Origin of the sequence: Clostridium sp. JS66 (assembly GCF_033561535.1) — a bacterium.
GTDB classification, from domain to species: domain Bacteria; phylum Bacillota; class Clostridia; order Clostridiales; family Clostridiaceae; genus Clostridium_AM; species Clostridium_AM carboxidivorans.
The window spans coordinates 1,134,595-1,151,122 of record NZ_CP131467.1 but is presented as its reverse complement, the minus strand read 5'-3'; the positions used below and the strand labels follow the sequence as shown (position 1 = coordinate 1,151,122).

18 protein-coding genes are annotated in these 16,528 nt (G+C 30.0%); all 18 read right to left on the bottom strand.

The genetic code is table 11. The features are described from left to right. Positions 1-43: 43 nt before the first annotated feature. Positions 44-622 (bottom strand): bis(5'-nucleosyl)-tetraphosphatase (symmetrical) YqeK, encoded by a 579-nt coding sequence (gene yqeK / locus Q6H37_RS05385; RefSeq protein WP_318739780.1) that lies wholly within the window; start codon positions 620-622, stop codon positions 44-46. A 34-nt stretch (positions 623-656) separates the two neighbouring features. Beyond that, positions 657-1,259, bottom strand: a complete 603-nt coding sequence (gene nadD, locus Q6H37_RS05380) for a nicotinate-nucleotide adenylyltransferase (RefSeq protein WP_318739778.1) — start codon at positions 1,257-1,259, stop codon at positions 657-659. A 51-nt stretch (positions 1,260-1,310) separates the two neighbouring features. Beyond that, the gene (gene yhbY, locus Q6H37_RS05375) at positions 1,311-1,601 is read right to left on the bottom strand and encodes a ribosome assembly RNA-binding protein YhbY (protein WP_318739776.1); all 291 of its coding nucleotides are present in this window, start codon (positions 1,599-1,601) and stop codon (positions 1,311-1,313) included. A 15-nt stretch (positions 1,602-1,616) separates the two neighbouring features. After that, positions 1,617-2,891, bottom strand: a complete 1,275-nt coding sequence (obgE, locus tag Q6H37_RS05370) for a GTPase ObgE (RefSeq protein ID WP_318739774.1) — start codon at positions 2,889-2,891, stop codon at positions 1,617-1,619. A 343-nt stretch (positions 2,892-3,234) separates the two neighbouring features. After that, on the bottom strand, positions 3,235-3,540 hold the full coding sequence (gene rpmA, locus Q6H37_RS05365; protein WP_318739771.1) for a 50S ribosomal protein L27: 306 nt from the start codon (positions 3,538-3,540) through the stop codon (positions 3,235-3,237). A 4-nt stretch (positions 3,541-3,544) separates the two neighbouring features. Next, a complete protein-coding gene (locus Q6H37_RS05360; protein WP_007062782.1) occupies positions 3,545-3,874 on the bottom strand; it encodes a ribosomal-processing cysteine protease Prp in 330 nt (109 codons plus the stop codon). 6 nt (positions 3,875-3,880) lie between these two features. Next, positions 3,881-4,195, bottom strand: a complete 315-nt coding sequence (rplU, locus tag Q6H37_RS05355; protein WP_007062781.1) for a 50S ribosomal protein L21 — start codon at positions 4,193-4,195, stop codon at positions 3,881-3,883. A 139-nt stretch (positions 4,196-4,334) separates the two neighbouring features. Further along, positions 4,335-5,771 carry an Rne/Rng family ribonuclease gene (locus Q6H37_RS05350; protein WP_318739769.1) on the bottom strand — a complete coding sequence of 479 codons (1,437 nt, stop codon included), beginning with the start codon at positions 5,769-5,771 and terminating at the stop codon, positions 4,335-4,337. Between the two features lie 36 nt (positions 5,772-5,807). Next, complete coding sequence (locus Q6H37_RS05345; protein WP_318739767.1) at positions 5,808-6,518, bottom strand: TIGR03936 family radical SAM-associated protein; 711 nt, start codon at positions 6,516-6,518, stop codon at positions 5,808-5,810. Continuing rightward, positions 6,493-8,352 (bottom strand): TIGR03960 family B12-binding radical SAM protein, encoded by a 1,860-nt coding sequence (locus Q6H37_RS05340; protein ID WP_318739765.1) that lies wholly within the window; start codon positions 8,350-8,352, stop codon positions 6,493-6,495. The genes Q6H37_RS05345 and Q6H37_RS05340 overlap by 26 nt, the downstream gene beginning before the upstream one ends. A gap of 75 nt (positions 8,353-8,427) precedes the next feature. Continuing rightward, a complete protein-coding gene (locus Q6H37_RS05335) occupies positions 8,428-9,273 on the bottom strand; it encodes a M50 family metallopeptidase (RefSeq protein WP_318739763.1) in 846 nt (281 codons plus the stop codon). Between the two features lie 17 nt (positions 9,274-9,290). Then, positions 9,291-10,079, bottom strand: a complete 789-nt coding sequence (locus Q6H37_RS05330; protein ID WP_318739761.1) for a M23 family metallopeptidase — start codon at positions 10,077-10,079, stop codon at positions 9,291-9,293. Positions 10,080-10,260: 181 nt separating this feature from the next. Then, complete coding sequence (mgsA, locus tag Q6H37_RS05325) at positions 10,261-10,641, bottom strand: methylglyoxal synthase (RefSeq protein ID WP_318739759.1); 381 nt, start codon at positions 10,639-10,641, stop codon at positions 10,261-10,263. Between the two features lie 11 nt (positions 10,642-10,652). Beyond that, positions 10,653-11,774 (bottom strand): rod shape-determining protein RodA, encoded by a 1,122-nt coding sequence (gene rodA, locus Q6H37_RS05320; protein ID WP_318739757.1) that lies wholly within the window; start codon positions 11,772-11,774, stop codon positions 10,653-10,655. 90 nt (positions 11,775-11,864) lie between these two features. Then, positions 11,865-12,134 carry a cell division topological specificity factor MinE gene (gene minE, locus Q6H37_RS05315; protein WP_318739755.1) on the bottom strand — a complete coding sequence of 90 codons (270 nt, stop codon included), beginning with the start codon at positions 12,132-12,134 and terminating at the stop codon, positions 11,865-11,867. A 12-nt stretch (positions 12,135-12,146) separates the two neighbouring features. After that, positions 12,147-12,944, bottom strand: a complete 798-nt coding sequence (minD, locus tag Q6H37_RS05310; RefSeq protein WP_318739753.1) for a septum site-determining protein MinD — start codon at positions 12,942-12,944, stop codon at positions 12,147-12,149. 58 nt (positions 12,945-13,002) lie between these two features. After that, entirely contained in the window at positions 13,003-13,635 is a 633-nt protein-coding gene (gene minC / locus Q6H37_RS05305; protein WP_318739751.1) for a septum site-determining protein MinC, read from the bottom strand. 139 nt (positions 13,636-13,774) lie between these two features. Further along, entirely contained in the window at positions 13,775-16,408 is a 2,634-nt protein-coding gene (locus Q6H37_RS05300; RefSeq protein WP_318739749.1) for a penicillin-binding transpeptidase domain-containing protein, read from the bottom strand. Between the last annotated feature and the right edge of the window lie 120 nt (positions 16,409-16,528).

Genomic DNA, 16,528 nt, shown 5'->3' with positions numbered 1-16,528 from the left:
TTTTTTGCTTGATTATTTTATGTAATTTAAATAATTTTATAAACTATTTATTTATTTTTAGTTGTAAAATTATGAAATTTCTACCTTCTATGGTATCTAAATGAATAAGTTGTCCTTTTTCTAGTACAAATTTTATGGTATTGTTAAAAGACATTAATAATGCTTTATCCAAATTTTCACAAGATATTTTTCTTAATTCTTCTACTCCTGGAAAATCCCTTAAGGGTTCCACATAATCAGCCAAATATATTATCTTTTCCAATTGACTCATATTTTTTCTTCCAGTAGTATGATAAGCTACAGCATTTAATATATCTTCATCTTCAATTCCCATTTTTTCTCTGGCTATTACAGCAGCAACTGCTCCATGAAGCAATTGAGGACTTTCCTTAAATATCTCATCAACTCGTAAATTATAGTTTACAGCTATGTCTAAAATTTTTTCATCGCTCATATTTTTAGCACAATCATGAACAAAACCTGCAATTTTTGCTTTTTCTATATCTTCATTATATAACTTTGCTAATTTTATAGATGTATCCCTTACACTTAAACTATGTTCATATCTTTTAGGTTTAAGATTGTGTATTAGATAATTTTCGATTTCCTGCTCATTCCACACGTTACATCACTCCAAATAACTATTATGCATTAAATTATTTATATAGTCCAAGTTGTTCTATAATATAGCACACACTTTCAGGCATTAAATGACCTACTTTTCTTCCTTCTTTTATATGTTTTCTTATGTTTGTAGAAGAAATTTCAAGCAAAGGTATATCTAAAAAAACAATTTTATTATTACACTTCTTTTCAATTGAAATTTTCTTCTTCAACACACTTTCTATACTATAGCCAGTTCTATTAAAAACCACAAAAGTACATAGATTAAGTATTTCCTCAGTATTTTTCCAATTTTCAATATCCATAAGACAATCAACACCAGTTATAAAATACCACTTAGTTTCCTTTTCCAAATTAGTGAAATGTTCTAGTGTCTGATATGTATAACTCAAATTGTCTCTATTTATTTCATAATCACTCACATCAAAGTTATCTTCATTTCTTATGGCCGTTTTTACCATTTCATATCTTAAAAAAGCTTCTGTAATATTTTTATTCAATTTATGTGGTGGATTGCCTGATGGCATAAATATAATTTTATCTAAGTTCAACTTATATAATGCTTCATAAGCTATATGCAGATGTCCATTATGAATAGGATCAAAAGTTCCTCCAAAAATAGCTTTTTTTATCATATATACCTTCTCCTAAACATATTATATAGGTCACTGACTTATACTTAATTACTAAGGAAGTTCTATTTTAGGCTTTTTACTTGATCTTTTATATAATACTAACTTATTTCCTATGGCTTGAATTCCTTCACAACCCAATTCTTCACAAATCATATCTGAAGCTTCTCTAGCATTGATTCCGCTATTATTTAACACAGATATTTTTATAATTTCCCTTGCTTCTAAAGCATCCTGTACTTGTTTTAAAAAGTTATCTTCTATACCTTCTTTTCCCACCTGAAATATTGGACTCATATTATTTGCCAAAGATCTTAAATAACTTCTCTGCTTACTTGTAATCATTTGTAACCTCCAAAATTATAATAAATATTCAAATTCAAAATCATTAAGTCTTACTAAATTACCGTCTTCAATACCCATTTTTCTTAATTCATCAAGTACTCCCTTATTTTTTAATACCTTATGGAAATATCTTAAATCATCAGAATCATTTACATTTACACTTGCTAAAAGTCTATCTACAAAACTTCCTTCAACAATATATGTGTCATCTTGTTTTCTTATAGTATAAGTAAATTTCTTTTCTTCTGGTACAAACTTCTCATCTTCGCTTATTTCAATTTCTGTAACTGGTATAGTACTTAATACTCTCGCAGCTTCCTTTATAAGCTCTTCTACGCCTTTGTTAGTTGCAGCTGATATTTTAAATACCTTATCATATCCAAGTTCCTTAACCTTTTTCTTGAAATTTTCAAATACCTCATCATCATAAAGCATATCAGCTTTATTTGCAGCTATTATCTGCGGTCTATCCCAAAGCTTTACGCTATACTTTTTAAGTTCTTCATTTATCTTTAAAAAATCTTCAAAAGGATCTCTTCCTTCAACTCCAGATATATCTACCACATGTATTAGAAGCCTTGTTCTTTCTATGTGTCTTAAAAACTTTATTCCAAGTCCTACACCTTCTGAAGCTCCCTCTATTATACCAGGAATATCTGCCATTACAAAACTAGGTATACCAGACATATTAACTACTCCAAGATTAGGATTCAAAGTTGTAAAATGGTAATTTGCAATTTTAGGTCTAGCCTTTGATACTACAGATAGCAAAGTAGACTTTCCTACATTAGGGAATCCAAGCAAACCAACATCAGCAAGAATTTTAAGCTCTAATGTTATCCATCTCTCTTCTCCTGGCATTCCTGGCTCAGCAAAATCAGGTGCCTGTCTTGTAGGAGTAGTAAATCTAATATTTCCTCTACCGCCTCTACCGCCTTTAGCAATTACATATTTATCTTCTTTATGAGATAAATCTGCCATTATTTTGCTTGTTTCTGCATCCCTTACTACAGTTCCCATAGGAACCTTTATATATAATGTTTCTCCATCCTTACCAAAGCATTTAGAACCACTTCCATTTCCTCCTGGTTCTGCTTTGTACTTCCTTTTATATGCAAAATCTAAAAGAGTAGTCATATTAGGATCTGCTACTAAAACTACATTTCCTCCTTTGCCTCCATCGCCACCATCAGGACCTCCAAGTGCTATATACTTTTCTCTTCTAAAAGTACTTGCACCATCTCCGCCATCTCCAGATTTAATAAATATTTTTGCTGTATCTACAAACACTAAATTCATCTCCCTTTTTTACCTAACATTAACTGCTTAGTACTATAAAAAACTTATTCTAAGCCAAATTGTAATAAACTTTTTCTAGTCCATAACTAAATATATATAAACATCTTTAATGCTGTTATCAAAGTCACTAAATATATTATTAACTAAATTACACTTTTAATTATAATATATATTAAAAATTTCATATCAAATTTTACACTTAATGTTGATTTTTATACTTATATTCTTTATACATTTCTATCAATAAATACTTTTATCCATTCCAAATTAAACCATTTATTAGCTAATTAAAGTTTTAAAAAAGCACCCTCATAAAGGGTGCCTTATTTTTAAATTATTCTGCTGCTACAATTTCTTCAACATCTACAGGATACACGCTAGCTTTTTTCTTGTCTCTTCCAACTCTTTCGTATTTAACAACTCCATCGATTTTAGCAAAAAGAGTATCATCTCCGCCTATGCCTACGTTATTTCCTGGATGAATCTTTGTTCCTCTTTGTCTAACTAATATGTTTCCAGCAAGAACAAACTGTCCGTCAGCACATTTAGTTCCAAGTCTTTTAGATTCACTGTCTCTACCGTTTCTTGAGCTACCTACTCCTTTTTTATGAGCAAATAACTGAAGGTTAATTAGTATCATTCTACTACACCTCCTCTACTTTTACATTTATATATTCACCATAGTTAATTTCAATATTTTGCAAACCTAACAATAAAGTTTCCATTAATACTTGACATGCTTTAATTTGTTCTATATGTAAATTTTCAATACTTATGCTTAAAAATCCATCTTCATCTATATGGAAATCTGGCTTAAAGTGCATTACATCAGTTATACCATTAAGTATGGCTACACTTAATGCAGAAACTGCACTGCAAACTATATCTTTTCCATATTCATCAAATCCTGCATGGCCACTAGCTTTCATAGAAACTAAGTTATTCTCTTTTTTTGAAAAATTTATGCTAATCATAACTAATTAAGCATTAATTTTTTCAATTTGAAGCTTAGTATAAGGCTGTCTATGTCCTTGTTTCTTTCTGTAATCTTTCTTTCTCTTATACTTGAAAACAAGAACCTTTTTAGCTTTTCCTTGAGCTACAACTTTTGCTGTAACTTTAGCTCCATCAACTGATGGTTTTCCAAAAACTGTTTCTCCGTTTTCTTTATTTACAACAAGAATGTTGTCAAGTTCAACTGTTGATTCAACTTCAGCATCTAATTTTTCAACGTATATAACGTCTCCTTCAGAAACTTTATACTGTTTTCCTCCAGTAACTACAACTGCATACATTAAAATACACCTCCTCAATCCAGTCTCGCCATTTAAGGTATACAACATAAGTTTATTACCTATTATTGTAATTTAATAACCTTCTCAGTGCGGCCTACAAATGCCATTCTAACATATGTATTTATATTTGTAAAGTTTTTTATTCATAAATTTTAAACATCTCTAGACTTTCTATTTGATTTGCAAAAATTAAAGGTTCTACCTTAAAATGTTCATCTCTTCTATAGGTAACATAAATACTCTTATCCAGTGCATTTATGTTTTTTACAAATGTAAGTACATCTCCTTTTATATTATCAGCATAAATTTCATCTATTTCTATATGTATATCTTTTATATCTCTTTGCTCATCTATTTTAAAAATTTCATTTTTTATGAGCATACATACATATGAAAATCTTAATTTTTTTCCTTTGCCACCGCACAATTCACAATTTTCTTCTAGATAATCATATATAGATTTTCCTGATCTTCTTCTAGCTATCTGCACTAAATTAAGCTCTGTAAATGGATAAATTACTGTTTTATTTTTATCATCTCTAAAGCCTTCTTGAAGCTTTTGCATTATTTTTTCCCTATTTTGTTCATTATCCATATCTATGAAATCTATAACTATAATACCACTTAAATTTCTAAGCTCTATCTGTCTTGCAATTTCTTCGGCTGCCTGGTAATTAGTAATATATGCTGTTTTTTCTATAGAACTGCTTTTTACATTTTTCCCTGAGTTTACATCTATAACATACATAGCTTCTGTTCTATCAATAACAATGTATCCTCCACATTTTAAATAAACCCTGTTATTTCTAAGGCTCAATATTTCCCTTTCAATACCATAATAATCAAATAAAGTTCTATTATCATCATAAAGTTTTACTGATACCTTGCCGTACAAAGAATCTGATAAAAATTCATTTATGTATTGAACGTCTTCTTCAGTATTTGCATATACCTTACAATTATTATTTAACCTATCTCTCAAAACCCTTCCTAAAATTCCTCCATTATCAAATAACAGACCAAATTTATTAAAGTATTTTGCTTCATTATTTATATTATTATATATACTGTAAAGTTTCGATATCTCTTTATTTATATCATCTATGGAAGCATTTGCACCTTCAGTTCTTATCATTATTCCTACATCATTAGGTTTTTTTAATTGTTCTGCCATACTTTGCTTTAAAAGCCCATCTTGTATTTTTCTTGAAAAAGTTACTTCCTTATTCATAGTCATCAATACGCAGTATTTACCTGGTATACTTATAACATTGGTAACTTTGGCTCCCTTATTTCCCAAATCCTCTTTTAGCACTTGTACTAAGAGCTCCTGACCTTTTTTCAATTTTGTATTTTTAAATTTATTATCTAAATAAATATATACATTTTTTTTATGACCAATATCTATGAAAGCACATTTTATGGCAGGTACAATATTTTTAACAATACCCTTATATATTTCTCCAGGATAAGGTTCTCCAGTTTCCTCTTCTATAAAACATTCCTTTAAAATATCATTTTCCTTTATAGCTATTCTTAAAAGATTGTTTTGCCTCTCTATAAATATATCCTTCAAGTTAATTCCACCTTTTTATTTAAATACAAAAGTTAATTATGCTTCTCTTTCCCTTGCAAATTGATACAATGGCAATAGTTTTCCTTCTGATTCAGCATACATTTCTTCTCTCTTTATATCCACGAAAGCTTCCATATTGGCCTCTTTAGTATTTTGCCCGATATATTTTGCTAAAAGCTCTGCAGATAAGTTTTGTCTACTTCCACAAGCTATAAGAGTTTCTACAATTAAAACATTATCTTCTATTTTATAGCTAAATTCTTTAATCATAGTTTTTATATCTACTTCTGCTTCTCCGCTTTTGCTTTTCTTTATGGTATTCCACTGGCCTAAATTTAATAATTTCTCTATTTCTTCATTTAGTGACTCTATATTTTTATACTTTATACGTATTATATATTTTGCTGCATCTATGACTGCCATTGATTTAAATATTTTTTTATTCTCAATATCCTGTATTTTTACAGCGTCAAAAACCTTTATGCCACTTGGAGCAACTTCATTTAATTTTTCTACTATTATATTTTCAGCTGTTTCTTCCAGCATCAAATCCATATAATCTCCAGAAGAATACACTCCAACAGCTAGGGGCTGTGCTATAGACATATTTACATGTGGATTAAAGCCTTTAGAATATTCTGCAGAAAGCTCTGATCTTTCAATCATTCTTTGAATAGTTCTCATAAAATCCAAATGTCCTATGAATTTTATATTACTTTCTTTACTGAACTTTATTAAATAATGCATTATCAAAGCACTTCCCTTCTAAATTAACATTTACTCCACAATTATAACATCCCTGTCTGCAATCTGGAGTTACTTCTCCTTTTTTAGCCTTTTCATTTTCTCTTATTAAGAATTCTTTATTTACTCCAACATCTATAAAGTCCCAAGGAAGTACTTCATCATATTCTCTTTGTCTGTAAGCATAAAAATCACCATCTACATTACATTCTTCAAATGCTTCCATCCATGTATCAAAGTTAAAGTATTCTGACCATCCATCAAATTTAGCACCTTTTTCAAATGCTTTAATTAAAACATCACAAACCCTTCTATCTCCTCTTGCAAATATAGCCTCTAAATAGCTAACAGGGCTTTCATGCCAATTATACACAATGTTTCTACTCTTTATTGCTGATCTTAAAACACCTATTTCTTCCCTCACATTTTCCATTCTTATCTGTGGAACCCATTGGAATGGAGTAAATGGCTTAGGTACAAATATTGCAGTACTTACTGTTACTCTTAAGCCTTTCTTTCTCTTTTCCTTTGGTACACCAAAATATTGATCTACTACCTTTTGTGATAAATCAGCAATACCTTCTACATCTTCCATAGTTTCATAAGGAAGTCCTAACATAAAATATAATTTTATAGTAGACCAGCCTGATTCAAAAGCACTTCTTGATGATTCCATTAGATTTTGTTCTGTTACACCCTTATTTATAACATCTCTCATTCTCTGAGTTCCAGCTTCTGGTGCAAAAGTTAAACCTGTTTTTCTAACCTTTTGTATTTGATTTATCATATCTACAAAAAATGAATCTATTCTAAGAGATGGAAGTGATACTCCTACTCTATCCTTTTCATATTTTTCTACAAGCATATGTATTAAGCCTTGTATATTTGAATAATCACATATACTTAAAGAAGTTAGTGAAAGCTCTGAATAACCTGTAGACTTTATAAGCTTTTCTGCAAGTTCCATTAACTTATCTGTTGTTTTTTCTCTTATAGGTCTATATATCATACCCGCCTGACAGAATCTACATCCTCTGCTGCATCCTCTGAAAGTTTCAAGCATTATTCTATCATGTACTATATCTGTATATGGAACAATAAATTTATCTGGATATGGAACATCATTAAAATTCTTTATTATTCTCTTCTTTACTTTTTCTGGTACATCATCATACAAAGGTTTAAATTCTTTAATAGTTCCATCTTCTTTATATTCTACACTGTAAAGTGATGGTACATAGATACCCTCTATATGTGAAAGTTCTCTTAAAAATGACTTTTTCTGCTTCTTACCCTTATACTTTTTGTACAAATCCATGATCTCATCCATTTGCTCTTCGCCTTCACCCATAGCAAAGAAATCTGCTATGTCATAAAGGGGTTCTGGATTGTATGCACATGGACCTCCGCACATAATTATAGGATCTTCTTCTCCTCTTTCTGATGCTCTAACAGGAATACCTGCTAAATCAATCATATTTAATATATTTGTATAACTCATTTCATATTGAAGAGTAAATCCTATAAAATCGAAATCCTTTATAGGATCCTTAGTCTCTAGTGCATATAGAGGTATATTGTTTTCCCTCATAAGTTTTTCCATGTCTACCCAAGGTGCAAATACTCTTTCACAAAATGTATCTTCTCTTTCATTAAGTGTATAATAAAGAATTCTCATACCAAGATGAGACATACCAACTTCATATACATCAGGAAAGCAGAATGCAAACCTAATATCCACTTCATTTTTATCTTTATTATAGGAATTAAGTTCTCCTCCTATATAACGAGCGGGCTTTTCAACCTTAAATAATATATCATCAGAAATCCTATTCATTAATAATCCTCCTCTTGTGTTATCACTTGATATTCTAACATAACAAAATATAAATTTAAAATACAAATTTATATTTTACTCGTGAATTTTCATAAATTCCTCTAAAGTTATATTACCGTGTAATTTAAGTCCATCTATTACATCTTCTTCGTAAACTATATCAACAACTTTCATGTCATTATCTAAAACAGTAAACATATTATATTTATTTTTATCAAACAGGCCCATAACAGTTAGCAAATCTTTCTTATAATATACACAAATATTTTTACTTTCTATATAACCCTTATTTATAAATTTATATTTCTTTTTTATAATATCTCCCATAATTATATATGATATCCTTTCCTTTTCTTTAAATGATGATATTATTATAAATAATCCTATAATTCCAATATTAAAATTATTAAATCCTTTTAAAAATAGTACTATATAAAAGAACATAAGAAAAGCACCTATTACAGTACTTATATTTATCATAATTCTGTTTGCTTTTTTATATGAAAATTTAAAATATAGTATATCTCTTAATATTCTGCCTCCATCTAAAGGAAAAGCAGGTATGAGATTGAAAATACCTATAGCTATATTTCCTGCGAACAACATATAAATTTCATCACAGTGTACTATTCTATTTACATAGTAAAGAATTGCAGCTAATACAAAATTGGATAAGGGACCTGATAAAGATATAATCAAATCCTCCTTGGGAGATGCATCATCTAATTCTTTAAATTTAATCGAAGCTCCAAAAGCTATTAATTCTATATCAAAACCTGAAAAATTATAATGCTTAGCAGTTAAATAATGAACAGCTTCATGAATTATAACAATAAAAAAAGCATATATAAGATTTCCTTTATAACCTACAATAATTAAAAATATAACATAAGGAATGAAATACTTATTTATTCTAATCACGCAATTACCCCTGCAAATTAATTACCTAATTTATTAAAATAGTCATTGGGATTTTTATTTTCTCCCATATATAAAAGCTCAAAATGAAGATGTGGTCCAGTAGATTTGCCTGTATTTCCACTTTTGGCTATAACCTGACTTTTCTTGACCACATCTTCTTTTTTTACAAGTGCCTCACTTAAGTGACAATATTTAGTTTCAACCCCATTCTTATGATCAATTAAAATATACTTACCATTCCCAGAATCCTCACCACATTCCCTTACTACTCCATCATAAGAAGCTTTAACTGGTGTACCTACTTTTACATCCAAATCTATTCCTGAGTGAAATTTATTTTCTTTGGTTATTGGATCTTTTCTATAACCAAAAGCAGAAGTTTCAGTTCCTTCTACTGGTATAATAAATTCTTTTCTTATTTTATCCTGTACCATATCTGTTCCCGTAAGCTTACTTCTAATATTTTCAATCTTATTAATTATGCTATCTTGAAGTTTTTTAAAATCAAGGCTTTTAGTTCTATTTAGAATATCTTTATAATTGTAATTTTCATTTATTATAGATTTAGAATAATTATATGCTGACACCGTTCTAGTATTATTTACTGCTTTACACATTATAACGAAAATAAAAAGTACAAATACTCCTATTAATTCTCTAATTATTCTTCGAGTCCAATAGTTTGATGTTTTCTTTTCTCCTCTATCAGATATAAAAGTATTCTTATAATTAGGTAAATATGTAGCTCTACTTCTATGTTTTAAAGAATTATAATAGTTTTCATATTGAGAATTATAACTTCCCATATCCCGATGTTCCCCCAATTTTAAACATATTAAGTACTGTGATAAAGCACTTAATATATATATACTTCTTGGTGCCTTCTTTTATGATAGCTGCATACATATTTCTTATATCTATATATGATATGGGTAAAAAATAAAAACCCTAACTCATATGGTTAAGGTTTTTTATCATTCTATTTTTTTATTCTTCAAATACATGTGCCTTAAGTGCTTTTACAAAAACTTCTGCTGAACCTATGTTAGTAGCAAGTGGAATGCAGTGAACATCACATATTCTAAGTAATGCTGAAACATCAGGTTCATGAGGTTGTGCTGTAAGAGGATCTCTTAGAAAAATTATAAAATCCATATTTCCTTCAGCAATCCTAGCACCAATTTGCTGATCACCACCTAATGGTCCTGAAAGGAATCTATGAACCTTTAGCCCTACAATCTCGGATATAATTCTTCCTGTAGTGCCTGTCCCGAATAATTCATGATCCTTAAATACATCTTTGTACCTTTTAACAAATTCCACCATATCATCTTTTTTCTTGTCATGTGCAATGAAAGCAATTTTCATAATACATCCCCCTAAAAGTTAATTTTTTTCCTTCTCATCCCTACATTTAAAACCAGTGCTAATCCCATAAAACTAGTCAGCATTGAACTACCACCATAACTCATAAACTGAAGAGCGATTCCAGTTATAGGTGCTATTTTTATTGTCATCCCTATGTTTTGATATATGGAAAATAATAGTGAAGACACAATTCCTACACATATCATAGAACCAAACCTGTCCTTTGAATTTCTCGCTATATTTATAAATTTATATATCAATATACCATACAACAATAAAAGTACTAAAGCACCAACAAGCCCCCATTCTTCTCCTAGTGCTGAAAATATGAAATCTGTATGCTGTTCTGGAATATATCCTCCTGCTACTTGAGTACCTTTTAAAAATCCTTTTCCCCAAATTCCACCAGAGCCTATTCCTATTAATGATTGACCGACCTGAAATCCTGATCCCAAATCATCTGATTGTGAAGTTATAAATGACGTTAATCTGGTTTTCCAATATTCTTCCATTAAGGGTGAATTCCAAACAATAGCAACAAGTCCTACTAAGCTTACAAGGCCACCTACTATTACTTTCAAATCCAAGCCTGCTACAAAAAACATTCCAAGTACAATAAAAAAACATACCATAGTCATACCCATATCAGGTTGTTTTATTATTAAAATCATAGGAATTATAGCATAAACCGCTAACTTTAAGAAGTTCTTTAAATCATTTATTTTTCCTTCCATAACATCTAACTGCTTTGCCAGCATTATAATCATTCCTAATTTTGCAAATTCCGAAGGCTGCATTAACTGCACTCCTCCTATTTGTAACCAAGAAGCTGCTCCATTAACAGTTGACTTAAATATGGTATCATTTAATACTAATAAAAATACTCCAAACCAATAAATTATACCAGCATAATTTTCAATAATGACATAATCAAATAGAAGTATTATATATGTTAGTATCAACCCTGCTGCCAGCCACATCAGTTGATGTTTTAAAAAAAAGTATCCAAACTTTAAACGAGTAGCACTATAAATATTAAAGCAGCTAAATAACACTATAAGTATTACTGAAATAATCGATATAAAATCTAATTCTTTTAAAAGCCTTCTATCCAAGGTAACTTTTTCTAGCATGTTTTCTACCTCCAATAAATATGATTATACCACACACTAAAAAAAAATCTATTCATATTTTAATTCTTTAACATATAGTTTATATATGGTTTACTTGTCAACCTTCATTCTTTTTACCGGTATGCTTGCAATTAAAGCTGGTGAATCCCCTTCAAGCTCCTCCATTTTAGTCATTTTTACGTCTATTTCACCACTGTCTATTTCCATATATTTAGATAATACTTTAAGTATATCTTCTTTTATCGACTCAAGTATTTCTGGAGACATACTTGATCTATCATGTATTAGAATCAATTTTAATCTCTCTTTAGCTACATCTTTTGAGGAAGGTTTCGACGAAAACATTTTAAATAAATCCATTTTAATACCCTCCTACTTAATACCAAATAACTTTTTAATTCCTGAAAAGAAACCTTCTTGGTTATTGCTCAAATCCATAAAAGGTACCTTTTCTCCTACTATTCTTTTTGCTATATTTCTAAATGCTTGTCCTGCTGAAGCCTTATCATCTAAAACTATAGGCTCCCCCTTATTAGTTGAAACAGTTATATTTCTATCATCTGGAACTATTCCTATAAGTTCTATAGCCAAACTGTCTAAGATATCATTTACATCTAACATATTTCCATTCTTAACCATATCGTAATTTATTCTATTCACTATGAGTTGATGATTTTCCAATCCTTTAGCATCTAATTTTCCAATAACTCTATCTGAGTCTCTTACAGATGTAACTTCTGGATTTACTACAATTAGTGCTCTATCTGAGCTAACTACAGAATTTTCAAATCCCTGCTCAATTCCAGCAGGGCAATCTATGATAACATAATCAAATTCCTTTTTTAATTCTGATATTAATTTAACCATTTGATCTGTGGTTATATCATCCTTATCTCTAGTTTGGGCTGTTGGTAAAAGATATAAACTTGGTAATCTTTTATCTCTAATAAGAGCTTGTTTTAATTTGCACTTATCCTCTATTACGTCTAACAACGTAAATACTATTCTATTTTCAAGTCCCATCAAAACATCAAGATTTCTAAGACCTGTATCCCCATCAACTACCACAACACTTTTACCTAATGATGCAAGTCCTGTTCCAATATTAGCTGTAGTAGTAGTTTTACCTACTCCACCTTTGCCTGATGTTACTACAATAGCTTCTCCCATTTACACTACCTCCATTAAACTAATTTAAAATTACAAGTTATCATTTAATAACAAACCTTTATATAAATTTATTAGGTAAATATGGTTCTACAATTATTGTCCCTCCTTTTACTCTGGCAACCTCTGGATATTGAGGTTTATCACTGTCTTCTGGAGATCTGGTCATTACATTTGCAATTTGAAGTATTTCAGGCTGAAGATAGAAAGCTGCTACAATAGCTTTAGAATTTCCTCCAAATCCTGCATGAGCATAGCCTTTTAATGCACCTAAAACTATTATATTTCCGTCTGCATATATTTCAGATCCTGCATTTACATCTCCAATTATAACTATATTTCCTGGGTAATTTATAATTTGACCACTTCTTACAGTACGTCTCAAAAATTTTGTACGTCCTTCATAAATTCCTGAAAAGACTTTACTGCTTTTTTCGTCTTTATCTTCCATAATACAATCTTTTATTAAAAATTCTTCAAATAAAACATCCTTTAATTTTCTAAAGTCTTTTTCAGTTATATACTTAAGTTCAGTGGTTATTTTTAAAGTACACCCTTTATAAAAAATTTTACCTTTCGACAACCTCTCTGTTAAATTTTCGAGCATATCGTCGAAATCTTTAAACTTATTCATATTAATAATTGCATTTATTCCATCTCTATTGCCTTTAATTATAAGACTATTATCTCCCATATTAGACCTCCATAAATCTCCAAGTCACATCAATGTAATATTTCAACATTAAAATTTTAAATCCTTCTAAGTCAATTTTATTTTAAAAAAAAGATATATACAAGCATTTTTTCCTTATATATACCTTTTAATTACATATTCAACTTATTTTATTAAAATATGCTTCATAAATCTCTTTTGCTACATAAGCAGAACTAGCTCCTTGGCCTCCATCAAATATCATGACACATACAGCTATTTTAGGATTTTCTAAAGGTGCAAATCCAACGTATACGGCAAAATCTGTCCTTCCGAATGTTTCTTGATCATTCAAGCTAGCTGTACCAGTCTTTCCTGCTGTCTTTATACTAAATCCTTTAAATGCTTCTGACGCAGTACCTTTTTCGTTAACAGCCTTCATTCCTGCTTTTATAGCTGCTATATTTTCAGGTTTAATCCCTGTTCTTTCTAGAACTTCAGTTTTAACCTGTTCAATTACCCTTCCATCAGGATCTAAAAATTTATCTACAAGATGTACACTGTATCTGGTTCCCCCATTAGCTATAGTTGCAATGTAATTTGCTAGTTGCACAGGAGTAAATTCATCCATACCTTGGCCAATGGAAGCAAAATACATAGGTGCCCCTATTTTAGTTTGCCTATAAGCATCTGAAACTGCTATATAATAAATATTGCTTATTATAGAGTTTATTTGATCTTCATTTATATTAGCACCTTTATATTTAGGATCTTCCTCTATCAAATTATTAATTAGATTTTTATAAGTATTCTTATTGAAATCTTCATCTCCATCCTTTATCGAATTTTGTATCTGTTTCTTTATATCATTTTTTATTTTTTTAGCTTTATCAGAATCTCCACTTCTATCATATAAATCTATGGCTGTGATGTTTTTTCCTCTATCATCTACCCCAGCTTTTAACTCTTGCATAATTTTCCACAAATATGTTTGTGCATACTGATTTTTTTGTGACCAACTATTAAATACTTGACCAAAAGCTTCTGATATTTCTATTCCTGTTGATGGTTTTACATTGGACTTAGGATCAACTCCCAATCCAAATTTCCAGGCATATTTGGCTAATGAATCATCACCAAAAGCATTTCTTAAAAGTTTAGCTAAATGCATGAAATATGGATTACTAGACTTTTCTATAGCGCGTGTTAAATCAACCCATCCATTGGCACCATCTAATTTAAACTGTATAACGTGACCTCCTCCTATATCATATTCTCCTGTATCATCTACTCCATAGTTTGGAGTTATTACTCCACTTTCAAGGCCTGCAATTGCTGTCATAGGTTTAAATGTAGATCCTGGAGGTACTCTTGACTGAGTAGCATAGTTGAATAAAGGCTTTGGACACACATCATGGATATCTACTCTTACAATTTTACCTTTTACACTTGTATCTATAGGAAACAACTTATTTAACACATCTTCTTCACTTTGTTCTGAAAAATAATTCATAAGCCCTATTCTTTCAATATACTGCCTTCCAAATTCATTTATATCAGGATAATACTTTTTATAAAGATCAGAAGATAGTCCACCTGGTGCTGCAAAAGCATTTGGATCAAATCCTGGTCTGCTGGCTAGTGCTATTACAGCACCAGTGTTTACATCTATAGCCACAGCTGCTCCTCTGGTAGCATTAATTGTATTGGAACCTTGTTGCTCAAGAGGATTCTCTCTTAAATATTTCATTCTGCCATCTAATGCCTTTTCTGTAGCTGCCTGAACATCTTTATCTATGGTAAGTTGAATTGTTTGGCCTGGATAAGGATCTCTACTTCCAAGTTCCTCAATTATTCTCCCATATTTATTAAGCTTTACAATTTTTCCACCTTTAGATCCCTTAAGTCTATCTTCAAAGGCACTTTCAATTCCAGACTTACCTACATAATCCGAACTAATGTCATATCCCTTTTCTGAATATTTATCATTACTTGAATCCATCTTAGCTATATGTCCTAAAACTCCAGATGCTAATTCTCCATTGGGATAAATTCTCATAGGTCGTGTAGTTACATCCATGCCGGGAAAATTATTTAACATTTGAATAAATTTAAATGCAGTATCCTTCTTTATATTGTTGGCAACTACTACTGGTCTATATCCTAAAAAACTATTCATTTTCAACTCATCTTTTATTATCATAAACCTTCTTTGTTCATCTATTGAATATTTTTTGTCATCAATTCCATACCTCTTTACAAGCTTGTTAAAGGTTTCTTTTGGAGTTATATTTAGGAGCTCTTCATCAACTTTTGCTTTTTCATCACATGTAAGCTTCCCCTTCTTATCTTTATATAATTTATTCTTTATTTCATCTGCAAATCCCCTGTCTGTTTTAAATCTTATTTCAAGTGATCTTTTAGTTTTATCATCATCACCTCTAAATTCAAAGGTAAATGGATTTACTTTAAGTTCAAAATCATCTTTTTGGGTTTCTCCACTTTTATCAAGAATATTAAATACATTACTCATGGTATCAAAAAAATATTTATCACTCTCATCTGTTTGATTATAAACTAAAATATAGGTTTGGGTGTTTAATGCCAGCGGTAAACCATTTTTATCTAAAATATTTCCCCTCGGTGCAACCTCTGGTATTTCCCTTAATGACTTAACACTTGCTTTTTCTCTATATGTTTCACCATTAAAGACTTGCAAAGTAAATAACTTTGAAGAAATAGCAGTAAATATAATTATCATAATCAATATCAATGCACTATAACGAGTAAACTTTCTTTGTTTTTTCTCTTCCATAAAATCACCATTCTTTTAAATTTTACAAAGCTATCAATACATAAATATATAAATATCCTAATATGTATAATGCTTCAATGTTAATAATTAAATTCCTGGTAATTTTTAACAGAAGAAAAG